Origin of the sequence: Isoptericola sp. 178, assembly GCF_030586525.1 — a bacterium.
Taxonomy (GTDB): Bacteria; Actinomycetota; Actinomycetes; order Actinomycetales; family Cellulomonadaceae; genus Isoptericola; species Isoptericola sediminis.
Map to the genome: position 1 here is coordinate 815,903 of NZ_JAUQYN010000003.1, position 13,626 is coordinate 829,528.

A 13,626-nucleotide genomic window follows, 5' to 3' on the forward strand; every position below is an offset into this window, starting at 1 on the left:
CTCACACCAGGCCGGTCAGGCCGCGCACCAGCGTCGCGAGACCGCCGACGTAGGCGAGCACGATGAGCACCCGCCGCGTCGCGGTCGCCGAGACCCGCGGGGCGAGCCGGTCCCCGACCACGAGCCCGGCGAGGATCGAGACCATGAGCACGACCCACTGCCAGGGCGCCATGGACGGGAACGAGGCGTCGGAGAGCACCAGCTTGGCCACCATGGCCGCCAGCGCGTTCGCCGCGAAGAAGGGCTGGGCCGTGGCGGCGAACCGCTTCGGGTCCCAGCCGCTGAGCACCGCGTAGACCGCGACCGGCGGCCCGCCGATACCGGCCGCCACCGAACCGATCCCGCTGGCCGTCCCCGTCACGGCGAGCGGCCAGCCCGCCGCGGCGTCCACCGGGTGCCGGCCCTCGCGGCGCAGCCGGGTCGTCACCACCGCCAACGTCATCGCGGCCACGACGAACGCCCCGATCGTCACCTCGAGGGCGGGGGCGCTGACCTCCCGCAGCGCGAGGGCGGCGGGGACGGTGACGACCAGCGACGACAGGGTCAGCCACGCGAACTTGCGCCACTCCACGTCCCGGACCACGCGGCCGAGGATGAGGGTCGACGCGGTCGCACCGGCCAGGTTGACGAACAGCACGCCCTCGAGCGGCCCGACGATCAGCACGATGAACGGTCCGGCCACCAGGCCGAACCCCATCCCCGAGACCCGCTGCAGGACGCCACCGACGAGGATGGCCAGGACGAGGAGGGCGAGCACGGCCCCACCGTACGCCGAGCGGGGCGGGCGGGCCGGACCGTGCCGTGGGGCGGACCTGCCCGCCGGCGAGTCGTCGGGCACACTGGCCGCGTGACACGCCGGAGGAACAGCGCACCGACCCTCGCCGTGCTCGCCCTGGAGAGGGCCGGGATCCCGCACGGGCTGCACCCGTACGACCACGACCCCCGCAGCACCCTGGGCTACGGGCTCGAGGCGGCCCGGGCGATCGGCGTCCCGCCCGAGCAGGTGTTCAAGTCGCTCGTCGCCGACGTCGACGGCGAGCTGGTGGTCGCCGTGGTCCCCGTGACGGGCGAGCTCGACCTCAAGGCGCTCGCCCGCGCCGTCGGCGGCAAGAAGGCGGTGATGGCGCCGGTCGCCCGGGCCGAGCGCGCCACCGGCTACGTCGCCGGCGGCATCTCGCCGCTGGGGCAGCGCACCCGCCTGGTCACGGTCCTGGACGCCTCCGCGACGTCGCTGGCGGTCGTCTACGTCTCGGGCGGTCGGCGCGGCCTGGACCTCTCCCTCGCCCCCGCGGACCTGGTGCGGCTCACCGGCGCCACCACCGCTCCCCTGGCCCGGTGAGGCCGGCCCCCGGGCGGCCCGGTGCCGGGGCGGGGACGGACGGCGTCAGGAGGGCTGGTAGGTCGGGTACCGGGTGTCGGTGGAGACGATGTCCTTGCCGAGCGGCAGCAGGGAGATCGGGATCATCTTGAGGTTGGCGATGCCGAGCGGGATCCCGATGATCGACACGAACAGCGGGATCGCGGTGACGACGTGCCCGAGGGCCAGCCACCAGCCCGCGACGACGATCCAGATGATGTTGCCCAGCACGGACCAGCCGCCGGCGCCGGGGCGGTCCACGACGGTGCGGCCGAACGGCCACAGGGCGTAGCCGGCGATGCGGAACGAGGCGATCCCCCAGGGGATCGTCACGATGAGCAGGCAGCAGATGATGCCCGCGGCGGCGTACCCGATCGCGAGCCAGAAGCCCGACAGGACGAGCCAGATGACGTTGAGGATCGCTTTCACGCCGTCGATTGTGCCCCGTGGGACCGGGCAGGGCATCCGGGAGGTCCCTGATCCTGCCCCGGAGGTTCCTACACTGGGCGCCATGCCGTCCGACCTCCCCGACCGGATCGCCCGGGTACGCGCACGGATCGACGACGCCGCCACCGCGGCGGGCCGGCGCCCCGACGACGTCCGGCTGATGCTGGCCACCAAGACCCAGGACGCCGGGACCGTCCTCGCGGCCGTCCACGCCGCCGCCGACCTGGCGGCCGCGCGGGGGGACGACCGGCCGGTGCTCGTCGGGGAGAACCGGGTCCAGGAGCTGGTCGCCAAGGCGCCGGCGCTGGCCGACCTGGTCGCGGCCGGCCGGCTCGAGGTGCACATGATCGGGACGCTGCAGCGCAACAAGATCAACCAGATGCTGCCGACCGTCACGGGGCTGGCCGCCGTGGACCGGCTCTCCCTCGCGGAGGCGGTGGCGCGGCGCTGCGTGCGCGACGGCCGGACGCTGGACGTCATGGTGCAGGTCAACGTCTCCGGCGAGGGGTCCAAGTCCGGGGTGGCGCCGGCGGAGGCCGTCGAGCTCGCGACCGCCGTCGCGGCGCTGGAGGGGCTGCACCTGACCGGGTTCCTGACCATCGGGGCGAACACCCCCGACGAGGACGAGGTCCGTGCCGGGTTCGCCCGGCTGCGCGCGGTCCGCGACGAGGTCGTGGCCGGTGGCACGCCCGCCACCGAGGACGCCCGGGAGCTGTCGATGGGGATGTCGACGGACCTCGAGCTCGCGGTCGCCGAGGGGGCCACCGTCGTGCGGGTCGGCACCGCCGTCTTCGGCGCGCGCCCACCCGCCTGACCGGCTCAGGGCACCCGGTGGATCCACTCGGCGGTGTCGAACTTGGTGCGCACCAGGTCCTCGGCCCGCTCGAGCTCCTCGGGGCGCAGGTCGGAGGCCTCGGTCCGGTGCCGCTCGGCGAAGTACACCGCGAACGCCTCGACGACGTCGTCGCGCGTCATGCCGGTCTGCGAGCGCAGCGGGTCGACGCGCTTGTTCGCGCTGCGGGTGCCCTTGTCGGACATCTTCTCCCGGCCGATGCGCAGCACCTGCATCATCTTGTCGGCGTCGATGTCGTAGGCCATCGTCATGTGGTGCAGCACCGCTCCCCCCGCCAGCCGCTTCTGCGCGGACCCGGCGAGCTTGCCGCCGGGTGAGGCGACGTCGTTCATGCCGCTGAAGTACGCCTCCACACCCAGCTCGCCCAGGGCGCCGAGCACCCAGGTGTCCAGGAACGCGTAGGACTGCTCGAAGCTCATCCCGTCGACGAGTGAGCCGGGCACGACCAGGGAGAACGTGACGCAGTTGCCCGCTTCCATGAACATCGCGCCGCCGCCGGAGATGCGTCGCACGACGGTCACGTCGTGCTCGGCGACGCCGTCCTCGTCGATCTCGTTGCGGTAGGACTGGAAGGAACCGATGAACACGGCCCGCTCGTCCCAGTCCCAGAACCGCAGGGTCGGGCCGCGGCGGCCGGCCGCGAGCTCCTCGGTGAGCACCTGGTCGAGCGCGGCGAGCGTGCGCGGGGGCAGGGGTCCGGGGCGCAGCACCTCGAAGGTGTGGTCCTCCCACGTCGTGGCCAGGCCCAGCGCGCGCCGCACGGCGACGGCCACGGCCCGGGCGTCGAAGCCGACCATCGCCACGGGTCCGGCGATCTCCCCGCCCTGCTCGGCCTTCTCCAGCGCCTCGGTGACGGTGCGCGCGAGCTCGCCGGTGCCGGTCGTGGCCGGCAGCCCGCTCAGGGCGGTGTCGATGACGCCCAGCGCCTCGTCGGGTTCGAGGAAGAAGTCGCCCGACACGCGCACGTCCGTCAGGACGCCGTAGCCGGTGGACTCGTCGACCGCAAGGTCGACCGCGACGAGCTTGCCGCCCGGGACCTTGTACTCACCATGCACCCCGCCAGCCTAACCGCCCCGCGCGGACCGTTGTGGGCATGAGATCTGCAGCTCCGGGTGCGCCCGGAGCTGCAGATCTCATGCCCACAACGGGAGAGGAGTCAGCGCGGCTCGACGTCGGCGTGCAGCAGCCCGTAGACGTGGGCGTCGATGAGCGCCTCCCAGGCGGCCTCGATGATGTTGGGCCCGACCCCCACGGTCGACCACGTGTGGTGGCCGTCCGTGGTCTCGACCAGCACCCGGGTGGTGGCGTCCGTGCCGTGCTCGGCGTCCATGATCCGCACCTTGAAGTCCACCAGCTCGAAGGTCTCGATGGTCGGGTAGACCTTCCGCAGGGCATGCCGCAGGGCCTGGTCCAGGGCGTTGACCGGACCGTTGCCCTCCCCGGTGACCACGATGCGCTCGCCACCGGCGTGCAGCTTGACCGTCGCCTCGGCCAGCGCCTCGGCGTCCCGCTGGTCGGCGTCCGGCACGCCGCCGCGCCCGCCCGTGGTCTCGACGATCGCGCGCCACGACTCGACCCGGAAGTAGGCGGGCCGCTGCCCGGTGAGCTCCTCGCGCAGGATGAGCTCGAACGACGCGTCGGCGGCGTCGAACGTGTAGCCCTGCGCCTCGGCGTCCTTGACGCGGTTGGTCACGCGGGTCAGCAGCTCTCCCTGGCCGGCCAGGTCGAACCCCAGCTCGCGGCCCTTGAGCTCGACCGACGCCCGCCCGGCCATGTCGGAGACCAGCATCCGCATGTCGTTGCCCACGGCCGTGGGGTCGATGTGCTGGTACAGGTCCGGGTCGATCTTGATGGCGCTGGCGTGCAGGCCGGCCTTGTGCGCGAACGCGCTGGCCCCGACGTACGGCTGGCGGGTGTAGGGCGCGATGTTGGTGATCTCGGCGACGGCGTGCGCGATGCGGGTCGAGTCGGCCAGCCCGTCGCCGGCGAGGGTCGGCAGGCCGCGCTTGAGCGCGAGGTTCGCGACGACGGACACCAGGTCCACGTTCCCGGTGCGCTCGCCGTAGCCGTTGACGGTGCCCTGCACGTGCGCGCACCCGGCGGCGACGGCGGCCAGCGTGTTGGCCACGGCGCAGCCGGAGTCGTTGTGCGCGTGCATGCCGAGCAGCGGGTCCCCCGGCAGGGCGTCGCGGCCGTGCGGCAGGTCGAGCCCGGTCCGCAGCTCCTCGACGACGTCGGTGACCCAGTCCGGCAGCATGCCGCCGTTGGTGTCGCACAGCGCGACCACCTCGGCACCGGCCTCGAACGCCGCCGCGACCGCGGACCGCGTGTAGGCCGGGTCGTACCGGTAGCCGTCGAAGAAGTGCTCGGCGTCCACCACGACGCGGCGCCCCTCCCCCACGAGGAACTGCACGGTGTCGGTGATCATCGCCAGCCCCTCGTCCGGCGTCGTGCGCAGCGCCCGCTCGACGTGCCGGACGTCGGACTTGGCCACGAGCGTCACCACGGGAGCCTCGGAGTCGAGCAGGGCGCGCACCTGCGGGTCGTCCCACGCCCGGGAACCCGCGCGCCGGGTGGCTCCGAAGGCCGCCAGCACGGCGTTCTTCAGCTCGAGCTCCTTGGCCGCACGCCGGAAGAACTCGGTGTCCTTGGGGATCGCGCCGGGCCAGCCGCCCTCGATGAAGCCGACGCCGAGCTCGTCCAGCAGCGGCGCGATCGCGAGCTTGTCCGCGACGGACAGGTTCATGCCCTCCTGCTGGGCGCCGTCGCGCAGGGTGGTGTCGTACACATGGAACGGTGCGGTGGCCATCGGTGGCTCCGTAGGTGCGGTGGCGGCAACAAAAAAGACCCTCCGGGTACGGAAGGTCTGCGCGTCCGGCGGGGGTGCACCGGACGCGCTAGCTAATGAGGCAGTGACGGCGCTGGTCGCACCGCCGTGCGTGAGTCATACGTCACATGGTGCCACAGGTGGCCACCCATCGGTCAGCCCCGTCCGAGCCGCGGACACCCCTCGCCAGTTCTAACCAAAGTTGGTCACCTTTTGATTGCATGTCGCCGTAAGTCCCGCTAGCGTGACGGCCGGAGGTAGGGACGCCTCCGACGCCACGACCGGTCCGCGCGACCGGCTTCTGGGGGGAGCGACGATGCACCACGGGACCACGACCGCCACGCAGCCGCCCGCGACGACGGGCCGCACCGGCCTCTGGTTGGTCGGCGCCCGCGGCTCGGTGGCCACCACGGCCACGCTCGGGCTCGCCGCGCTCGCCGCCGGCCACGCCCCGCCGACCGGCTGCGTCACGGCGGCCGGACCGTTCGACCGGCTCGCCCTGCCCGCGTTCGACGACCTGGTCGTCGGCGGGCACGACGTCGCCCCGACGACGGTGGTCAAGCAGGCCGAGGCGCTCGCCGACGCCGGCATGATCCCCGGCCACCTGCTGGCCGGCACGCGCGACGCCCTGGCCGCCGCCGACGCCGAGATCCGGCCCGGCCACGACCCCCGCCGGCACCTGGGCTCCCAGCAGGAGGCCGCCGAGACGCTCGCCGCCGACCTCGTCGCCTTCCGCGAGCGCCACCGCCTCGCCCGGGTCGTCGTGATCGACGTCGCCTCGACCGAACCGCCGCTGGACCCGGTCCCCGAGCACGACGACCCCGAGCTGCTGCGTGCCGCGCTGCTCGACCCGGACCGCGCCGTGCTCCCGGCCTCCTCGGTGACCGCGTACGCCGCCGTGCTCGCCGGCTGCGCCTACGCCTCGTTCACCCCGTCGGCCGGCATGACCGTGCCGGTCCTCACCCGCTGGGCCACCGAGGCCGGGCTCCCCGTGGCCGGCCGCGACGGCAAGACGGGACAGACCTGGCTGCGCACCGTCCTGGCACCCGCGCTCACCACCCGCGGCCTGCGGGTGCTGTCCTGGGCCGGGACGAACCTCCTCGGCGGCGGCGACGGCGCCACCCTGGCCGACCCCGTCGCGGCCCGCAGCAAGCTCACCTCCAAGAACCGCGGCCTGCGCGACCTGACCGGCACCGACGTCACCCCGCTGCACATCGACAACGTCCCCGACCTCGGCGACGTCAAGGTCGCGTGGGACCACGTGCACGTCGAGGGGTTCCTCGGCTCGCGCCTCACCCTGCAGACCACGTGGAGCGCGCACGACTCCATGCTCGCCGCGCCGATGGTCCTCGACCTCGCCCGCCTGCTGGCCCTCGCGCACGCGGCCGGGCTGACCGGCCCCGTCCCGGAGCTGGGGTACTTCTTCAAGGACCCCTGGGGGTCCGACGTGCACGGGGCCGCCGCCCAGGCGGTCGAGCTCGCGGACTGGGCCGGCCGCACCGCCGACGCCGTGGCACGGCGGCCATGAGGGCGGGCGACCTGGTCGAGCTCGTCCGCGCCCCGGCGGCGCTGACCGTCCTCGGCGACACCCTCGCCGGGATGGCCACCGCACCGCCGCCGGACCTCCGCCCGCCGCGGCACGCCCTGCTGCCCGTCGCCTCGACCTGCCTCTACCTCGGTGGCATGGCGCTCAACGACTACGGCGACCGCGACCTCGACGCCGTCGAACGTCCCGAACGCCCCATCCCCTCCGGACGCGTGACGCCCCGGCAGGCGCTCGCCGTCGGCACGGGGCTCGTCGCGACCGGCGTCGTGGCCGCGGGTGCGGCGAGCGGACGGCGGGGGCTCGCCGTCGCGGTGCCGCTCGCCGCGTGCGTCCTCACCTACGACCTCGCGGCGAAGGACCGGCCCGCCGGTGCCGTCGTGATGGCCGCCTGCCGCGGGCTCGACGTGCTGCTGGGCGCCGCCCCGGGCTCCCTGCGCACGGCGCTGCCCACCGCCGCCGTGCTGACGACGCACACGCTCGCCGTGATGGCGCTGTCGCGCGGCGAGGTCCACGGCACCACCCGCGGCGTGGCAGGGTCCGCCGTGGCCGGCACCGTGGCCGTCGCCGCCACCACGGCCGTCGCGGCGTGGCGGGCACCGGCCGGTTCGCCGGGCGGTCCCACGGTCCGGCGCGTCGCGGCGCTGGCCGCCACCGCCGGGTACGTCGCCACGTGCCTGCCGGAGCAGCGCACCGCGGCCGCGGACCGCACGGCCCCCGCGGCACGCACCGCGACCCGGGCGGGGCTGCAGGCCATGATCCCGTTGCAGGCCGCCTGGACGGCGCGCGGCGGGCGGTGGGCGAGCACCGCCGTGCTGGCCGGCGCCGTCGCCGCCGGACGGCTGCTGCGCCGGGGCCGCCGGCAGGTGAGCATCACGTGACCACCCACCCCGCCCCCGACCGGCCCCCGTTCGCGCTCGGGTACGGCACCAACGGGTTCGGCGACCACCCGCTGCCCGCCGCGCTCGACGTCCTCGACACGCTCGGCTACGAGGCCGTCGCCCTCACGCTCGGCCACCCGCACCTCGACCCGTTCGCACCCGGTGCCGCGTCCGCGACGGCCCGGCTGGCCGACCGTCTGGGCCGGATGCGCGACGGCGCGGGGGCGGACGTCGTCGTCGAGACGGGGACGCGCTACACCCTCGACGCGTGGACGAAGCACCGGCCCACCCTCGTCGACCGCGAGGCCGACCTGCGGATGCGCTACCTGACGCGGGCGATCGACGTCGCCGCCACCCTCGACGCGACGTGCGTGTCCTTCTTCTCCGGCGTGCTCCCGGACGGCGACCGCCCTGCCGAGGGGTGGGCCCGGCTGCTCGACCGTCTGCCGGTCCTCCTGGAGGAGGCCGGCGAGCACGGCGTGCAGCTCGCGATCGAACCCGAGCCGGGCATGCTCGTCGAGACCGTCGAGGACGCCCTGCGGCTGCGCTCGGACCTCGGCGACCCCGCCGGTCTCGGTCTGACCGTCGACGTCGGGCACTGCCTCGTCGTCGAACCCGACGGCGTGGTCGGCGCGCTGCGCGCCGCCGCCCCGGTGCTGACGAACGTCCAGCTCGACGACATGCCCCGCACCCACCACGAGCACCGGCCCTTCGGCGAGGGCGACCTCGACCTGCCGCTCGTGCTCGCCACCCTGGCCGACATCGACTACCGCGGCGTCGCCGCGGTCGAGCTGCCCCGCCACTCCCACGACGCCCCGGCGCTCGCCCGCCGCAGCCTCGCCGCGGTGCGGCGCGCCTGGGCGGACGTCGTCGGGCACCCCCACCCGGAGGCCCCCTGATGAGCGACACCTGGATCGACCGGACCCGGGCCGAGGTCGCCCGTGACCCGCGCACGCTGCCCCGCGCCTTCGCCCTGGCTCCTCGGCGGGCCGGCCGCGGACCCCGGCGGCCCGGGGCCGACCCGCACGGCCTCGTGCACGGCACGTTCGAGGACGAGGCCCGCGCCGCCCTGGTCGTGGCGCTGGCCCACGCCGCCGGCGACGGCGAGGACGTCGCCGGACGGCTGCGCGACCTGTTCACGCAGGGAGACACCGGCGAGCGGCGCGGGGTGCTGCGCGGCCTCGACGCCCTGCAGTCCGACGGCGCGGTCGCGCCCGGCTCGCCCCTGGCGCGGACCGGCGTCGAGCTCGCCCACGACGCCCACCGCGCCAACGACCCCTCCCTCGTGGCCGCCGCCGTCGGACCGTTCGGCGCGGCGCACCTGGACCAGCACACGTGGCGGCACACGGTCCTCAAGCTCGTCTTCCTCGGGGTGCCCCTCGACGCCGTCGCCGGGCTGACCGACCGCGTCGACGCCGAGACCGCGCGGATGGCGTCCGACTTCGCCGCCGAACGACGCGCCGCCGGACGCCCGGTCCCCGCCGACGTCGACCGGCTGCTGCAGCACCGACCCGACCCGGCCGTCCCGGCCCCGACCACCGCGGAGTGACCATGCGCATCTTCGACCCGCACGTCCACATGACCAGCCGGACCACCGACGACTACGAGCGGATGTACGCCGCCGGGGTGCGCGCCGTCGTCGAACCCGCGTTCTGGCTCGGCCAGCCGCGCACGGGGGTGTCCTCGTTCACCGACTACTTCGACTCGCTGCTCGGCTGGGAACGGTTCCGGGCCGAGCAGTTCGGCATCCGGCACCACGCCACCATCGCCCTCAACCCCAAGGAGGCCAACGACCCGCGCTGCCGCGAGGTGCTCGCCGAGGTGCCGCGCTACCTGCTCAAGGACGGTGTCGTCGCGGTCGGCGAGATCGGCTACGACTCGATGACACCCACCGAGGACGAGGTGTTCGCCGCCCAGCTCCAGATGGCGCGCGAGGCCGGGCTGCCCGTCCTGGTGCACACGCCGCACCGGGACAAGCTGAACGGCACCCGCCGCACCCTCGACGTCGTGCGCGAGTCCGGGATCGACCCCGCCCGGGTGCTCGTGGACCACCTCAACGAGACCACCGTGGCGATGGTGCGCGACGCCGGCGCCTGGGCGGGCTTCTCCATCTACCCGGACACGAAGATGGACCCGCACCGCATGGTGGCGCTGCTGGACGAGTACGGCACCGAGCGGATGATCGTGAACTCGGCCGCCGACTGGGGCCGCAGCGACCCGCTGCTGACGGCGCGTACCGGCGCCGAGATGCTCGCCGCCGGGTTCACCGAGCACGACGTCGACCGCGTCCTGTGGCGCAACCCGGTGACCTTCTACGGGGCCTCCGGCCACCTTGTGCTGGAGCCGGTCCCCGGCGTCGTCGCCGGCGAGGTCCCGGCCCCGGCCGAGTTCGAGGGCTCCTCCGTGCTGCGCGGCGCGCGCGTCTGAGGACCCCGATGCACCTGTCGTACTGCACCAACGTCCACCCCGCCGAGGACCTGGACGGCGTGCTGGACCAGCTCGCCCGCAGCGCCGGCCCGGTCCGCCGCGCCGCCGGGCTGAACCGGCTCGGGATCGGGCTGTGGCTGCCCTCCCGTCTCGCCCACCGCCTCGACGCCTCCGCGGCCGACCGCGACCGCCTGCGTGTCGCCCTGCACGAGCACGGCCTCGAGGTCCGCACGCTGAACGCCTTCCCCGCCGGCGGGTTCCACGCCGACGTCGTGGGCCGCGCCGTCTACCGCCCCGACTGGACCCGGCCCGAGCGCCTGGCCTACACGCTCGCCTGCGCCCGGGTGCTCGCCGACCTGCTGCCGACGGGCGCCGACGGGTCGGTCTCGACGCTCCCGCTGGGGTGGCGCACCGGCTGGACGGCGTCGGACGACGAGGCCGCCACCCGGGCGCTGGCCACGCTGTCCGCCGAGCTGCGCGCCCTCGCCGAGCGCAGCGGGGTCGTCGTCCGGCTCGCCGTCGAGCCCGAACCCGGCTGCGTGCTGGACACCGTCGACGACGTCGTGGGGTGGCTGGGCGCCCGGACCGGCGCCGACCGGCCCGCGACCGCGCGGATCGACCCCGCACTCGTCGGCGTCTGCCTCGACACCTGCCACCTGGCGGTGTCGTTCGCCGACCCGGCCGCCGCGGTGCGGCGCATCACCGGGGCCGGGCTCCGGGTCGTCAAGGTGCAGGCCTCCGCCGCCCTGCACGTCGCCGACCCGGCGGCGCCCGCCGCCCGTGATGCCGTGCGTCGGTTCGCCGAACCGCGCTACCTCCACCAGACCCGCGAGCTCGGTGCCGACGGGCGGGTGCACGGCGTCGACGACCTGACCGATGCGCTGGCGGGCGGTCTGCCGGGCCGCGGGCCGTGGCGCGTGCACTTCCACGTCCCGCTGCACCACGACCCGGCGCCGCCCCTGGCGGCCACCACCGACGTGCTGCGCGAGTCCGTCGCCGCGGTGGCCGCGGCGCCGCACGGCGAGGAGGCGCATCTGGACGTGGAGACCTACACCTGGTCGGTCCTGCCCCCCGACGTGCTGCCGTCCGGCACCGACGAGCTGGTGGCGGGCATCGCCGCCGAGCTGCGCTGGGCCGCCGACCACCTGACCGCCCGTGACACCGTCCTGACCCCCGCCGGGAGGAGCACCCCGTGAGACCCGTCCTGCTGCTCGACGTCGTGGGGCTCACGCCCCGCGCCCTGGCCCACATGCCCCGGCTCCGCCGTCTCGCCGACGGCGGATGGTCCTCGTCGCTGGCGACCGTGCTGCCGGCGGTGACCTGCACGGTCCAGTCGACGATGCTCACGGGCCTGTCCCCCGCCCAGCACGGCGCCGTCGCCAACGGCTGGTACTTCCGCGACCTGGGCGAGGTCCACCTGTGGCGCCAGCACCACCGCCTGGTCGCCGGCGAGAGGGTCTGGGAGACCGCCCGGCGGCGCCGTCCGGGGTACTCCGCGGTGAACGTGTGCTGGTGGTACGCGATGGGGATGACCACGGAGGTCACGGTGACGCCCCGGCCGATCTACCACGCCGACGGCCGCAAGTCCCCCGACGCCTACGTGCGACCGCCCGGCCTGCACCACGAGCTGGTCGAGCGGTTCGGCGACTTCCCGCTGTTCACCTACTGGGGCCCGACGGCGTCGCTCACGTCCAGCCGCTGGGTCGTGGACGCCACCCGGCACCTGCTGCGCACCCGGGCCGCCGACCTCACCACCGCCTACGTCCCGCACCTCGACTACGACCTGCAGCGGTTCGGCCCGGAGTCTCCCCAGGCCGACGCCGCCGCGGCCGACCTGGACGGCGTGCTGGCACCGCTGCTCGACCAGGCCGAGGCCGACGGCGTGACCGTCCTGGTCGTCTCCGAGTACGGCATCACCCGGGCCGAGCGCCCCGTGCACCTCAACCGGGTCCTGCGTCGCGAGGGCCTGCTGGAGGTGTACACCCAGGCGGGCCGCGAACAGCTCGACCCGTGGACCTCGCGGGCGTTCGCCGTCGCCGACCACCAGGTCGCGCACGTGTACGTCGACGACGCCTCCGACGTGGCCCGGGTCGCCGCCCTGCTGCGCACCGTGCCCGGCGTCGACGAGGTGCTGGACCGCGAGGCCCAGGCCCGCCACGGGCTGGACCACGAACGCTCCGGCGAGCTCGTCGTCGTCGCCGAGCCGGGCGCCTGGTTCACCTACTACTTCTGGCTCGAGGACGACCGTGCCCCCGAGTACGCCCGCGCCGTGGACATCCACCGCAAGCCGGGGTTCGACCCGGCCGAGCTGTTCTTCGACCCCGCGGACCGGTTCGCGAAGGCCAGGGCCGGGCTGAACCTCGTGCGCAAGAGGCTCGGCCTGCGGTACGCGATGTCGACCGTGCCGCTCGACGCCTCCTGGGTCGGCGGCACGCACGGTCGGTTGCCGGACTCCGCCCTCGACGCCCCGATGGTGCTGTGCTCCGACCCGACCGTCCCCGACCCCGTCGCGTCGTGGGTGCACGACGACGACCGGGCCGTGCCGGCCGCGTCCGTCAAGGATCTCGTCCTGTCGCTGCAGGGCCTCGCGCACCCGGTCGGCGCGGCGCGGTGAGGTGCTCCCGGGCGACGTCCCGGGGGGCGCCGACGGCCCGGATGTGGTCCTCTAGGGGCACGACGACGGCGAGGAGAGGGACAGTGAGCGATCAACAGCGTCCGTACGGGTCCGAGGACCCGACGCAGCGCTACCGGCCGGTGAACCAGCCGGCGGAACAGCCTCCCGGGATGATGCCGGCGCAGAAGCCGACCTGGGAGGCCGCACCGAAGCCGCCTCCGCCCGAGCCGCGCCTCGACATCGGCCGGTACTGGGCCGGAGCCGCCGCCACCGTGCTCGTGTGCGCCCTGCTCGGTTTCACCGCCTCGGTGATCTTCGACGAGGTCTTCGGCATCGAGCTGATCCCGCCGCCCGACGTCGCCGGCGGCGGGGACGACGCCTCGTGGGCCGCCGCCGGGGCGCTCTTCGCGCTCGCCGCCGCCATCGTGCTCAACCTGCTCGTGGTCGTGGCCCCGCGGCCGCGGATGTTCTTCGGCTGGCTCGTCGGGCTGACGACGGTGATCCTCGCGGTGCTGCCGTTCACCGGCAACCCCGACCCGCTGTCCGGCGCGATGACCGCGCTGGTGTGGGCGGTCCTGGGGATCGCGGTCGCCTCGATGCTCGGCAGCGTCATCACCCGGACGCTCGTGGTGCCGACGGTCCCGCCGCGCTGAGGATCCGACGACGAGGGGGCCGTT

14 protein-coding genes are annotated in these 13,626 nt (G+C 74.9%); 10 read left to right on the forward strand and 4 right to left on the reverse strand.

Annotated features, from left to right (window positions below; translation table 11 throughout):
* Nucleotide 1: 1 nt before the first annotated feature.
* A complete protein-coding gene (locus Q6349_RS13055) occupies nt 2–757 on the reverse strand; it encodes a sulfite exporter TauE/SafE family protein (protein ID WP_304604416.1) in 756 nt (251 codons plus the stop codon).
* Between the two features lie 90 nt (nt 758–847).
* On the opposite strand from Q6349_RS13055, the gene ybaK reads away from it, so the two are divergent.
* Nucleotides 848–1,339, forward strand: coding sequence for a Cys-tRNA(Pro) deacylase (gene ybaK, locus Q6349_RS13060; protein ID WP_171247264.1), 492 nt, complete (start codon nt 848–850; stop codon nt 1,337–1,339).
* Between the two features lie 45 nt (nt 1,340–1,384).
* Here the strand turns inward: ybaK and Q6349_RS13065 are convergent, their stop codons facing one another.
* Nucleotides 1,385–1,786, reverse strand: coding sequence for a YccF domain-containing protein (locus tag Q6349_RS13065; protein ID WP_171247265.1), 402 nt, complete (start codon nt 1,784–1,786; stop codon nt 1,385–1,387).
* Nucleotides 1,787–1,868: 82 nt separating this feature from the next.
* Here Q6349_RS13065 and Q6349_RS13070 point away from each other — a divergent pair, with 82 nt between their 5' ends.
* Complete coding sequence (locus tag Q6349_RS13070) at nt 1,869–2,618, forward strand: YggS family pyridoxal phosphate-dependent enzyme (protein ID WP_304604417.1); 750 nt, start codon at nt 1,869–1,871, stop codon at nt 2,616–2,618.
* 5 nt (nt 2,619–2,623) lie between these two features.
* Here the strand turns inward: Q6349_RS13070 and Q6349_RS13075 are convergent, their stop codons facing one another.
* The gene (locus Q6349_RS13075; protein WP_304604418.1) at nt 2,624–3,712 is read right to left on the reverse strand and encodes a biotin/lipoate A/B protein ligase family protein; all 1,089 of its coding nucleotides are present in this window, start codon (nt 3,710–3,712) and stop codon (nt 2,624–2,626) included.
* A gap of 101 nt (nt 3,713–3,813) precedes the next feature.
* On the reverse strand, nt 3,814–5,466 hold the full coding sequence (gene cimA / locus Q6349_RS13080) for a citramalate synthase (protein WP_304604419.1): 1,653 nt from the start codon (nt 5,464–5,466) through the stop codon (nt 3,814–3,816).
* A gap of 334 nt (nt 5,467–5,800) precedes the next feature.
* Here cimA and Q6349_RS13085 point away from each other — a divergent pair, with 334 nt between their 5' ends.
* The 8 genes from Q6349_RS13085 to Q6349_RS13120 all read left to right on the forward strand — a co-directional run bounded on the left by Q6349_RS13085 (nt 5,801) and on the right by Q6349_RS13120 (nt 13,602).
* On the forward strand, nt 5,801–7,012 hold the full coding sequence (locus Q6349_RS13085) for an inositol-3-phosphate synthase (RefSeq protein ID WP_304604420.1): 1,212 nt from the start codon (nt 5,801–5,803) through the stop codon (nt 7,010–7,012).
* Nucleotides 7,009–7,908, forward strand: coding sequence for an SCO3242 family prenyltransferase (locus tag Q6349_RS13090; RefSeq protein ID WP_304604421.1), 900 nt, complete (start codon nt 7,009–7,011; stop codon nt 7,906–7,908). The genes Q6349_RS13085 and Q6349_RS13090 overlap by 4 nt, the downstream gene beginning before the upstream one ends.
* Entirely contained in the window at nt 7,905–8,807 is a 903-nt protein-coding gene (locus Q6349_RS13095; RefSeq protein ID WP_304604422.1) for a sugar phosphate isomerase/epimerase, read from the forward strand. Before Q6349_RS13090 ends, Q6349_RS13095 begins: the two co-directional genes overlap by 4 nt.
* Entirely contained in the window at nt 8,807–9,457 is a 651-nt protein-coding gene (locus Q6349_RS13100) for an EboA domain-containing protein (protein WP_304604423.1), read from the forward strand. The genes Q6349_RS13095 and Q6349_RS13100 overlap by 1 nt, the downstream gene beginning before the upstream one ends.
* Nucleotides 9,458–9,459: 2 nt before the next feature.
* On the forward strand, nt 9,460–10,335 hold the full coding sequence (locus Q6349_RS13105; RefSeq protein ID WP_304604478.1) for a TatD family hydrolase: 876 nt from the start codon (nt 9,460–9,462) through the stop codon (nt 10,333–10,335).
* 8 nt (nt 10,336–10,343) lie between these two features.
* Nucleotides 10,344–11,531: a metabolite traffic protein EboE gene (gene eboE / locus Q6349_RS13110; protein ID WP_304604424.1), complete on the forward strand. Its 1,188-nt coding sequence runs from the start codon at nt 10,344–10,346 to the stop codon at nt 11,529–11,531.
* Nucleotides 11,528–12,949 carry an alkaline phosphatase family protein gene (locus tag Q6349_RS13115; RefSeq protein WP_304604425.1) on the forward strand — a complete coding sequence of 474 codons (1,422 nt, stop codon included), beginning with the start codon at nt 11,528–11,530 and terminating at the stop codon, nt 12,947–12,949. Before eboE ends, Q6349_RS13115 begins: the two co-directional genes overlap by 4 nt.
* 83 nt (nt 12,950–13,032) lie before the next feature.
* The gene (locus Q6349_RS13120; RefSeq protein WP_171247274.1) at nt 13,033–13,602 is read left to right on the forward strand and encodes a hypothetical protein; all 570 of its coding nucleotides are present in this window, start codon (nt 13,033–13,035) and stop codon (nt 13,600–13,602) included.
* Nucleotides 13,603–13,626: the final 24 nt, after the last annotated feature.

What these genes read in the sequence shown, in the direction of transcription:
- Q6349_RS13105 (WP_304604478.1), top strand. Translation starts at nt 9,460, where the DNA reads ATGCGCATCTTCGACCCGCACGTCCACATGACCAGCCGGACCACCGAC.
- Q6349_RS13085 (WP_304604420.1), top strand. Translation starts at nt 5,801, where the DNA reads ATGCACCACGGGACCACGACCGCCACGCAGCCGCCCGCGACGACGGGC.
- Q6349_RS13070 (WP_304604417.1), top strand. Translation starts at nt 1,869, where the DNA reads ATGCCGTCCGACCTCCCCGACCGGATCGCCCGGGTACGCGCACGGATC.
- Q6349_RS13100 (WP_304604423.1), top strand. Translation starts at nt 8,807, where the DNA reads ATGAGCGACACCTGGATCGACCGGACCCGGGCCGAGGTCGCCCGTGAC.
- Q6349_RS13090 (WP_304604421.1), top strand. Translation starts at nt 7,009, where the DNA reads ATGAGGGCGGGCGACCTGGTCGAGCTCGTCCGCGCCCCGGCGGCGCTG.
- eboE (WP_304604424.1), top strand. Translation starts at nt 10,344, where the DNA reads ATGCACCTGTCGTACTGCACCAACGTCCACCCCGCCGAGGACCTGGAC.
- cimA (WP_304604419.1), bottom strand. Translation starts at nt 5,466, where the DNA reads ATGGCCACCGCACCGTTCCATGTGTACGACACCACCCTGCGCGACGGC.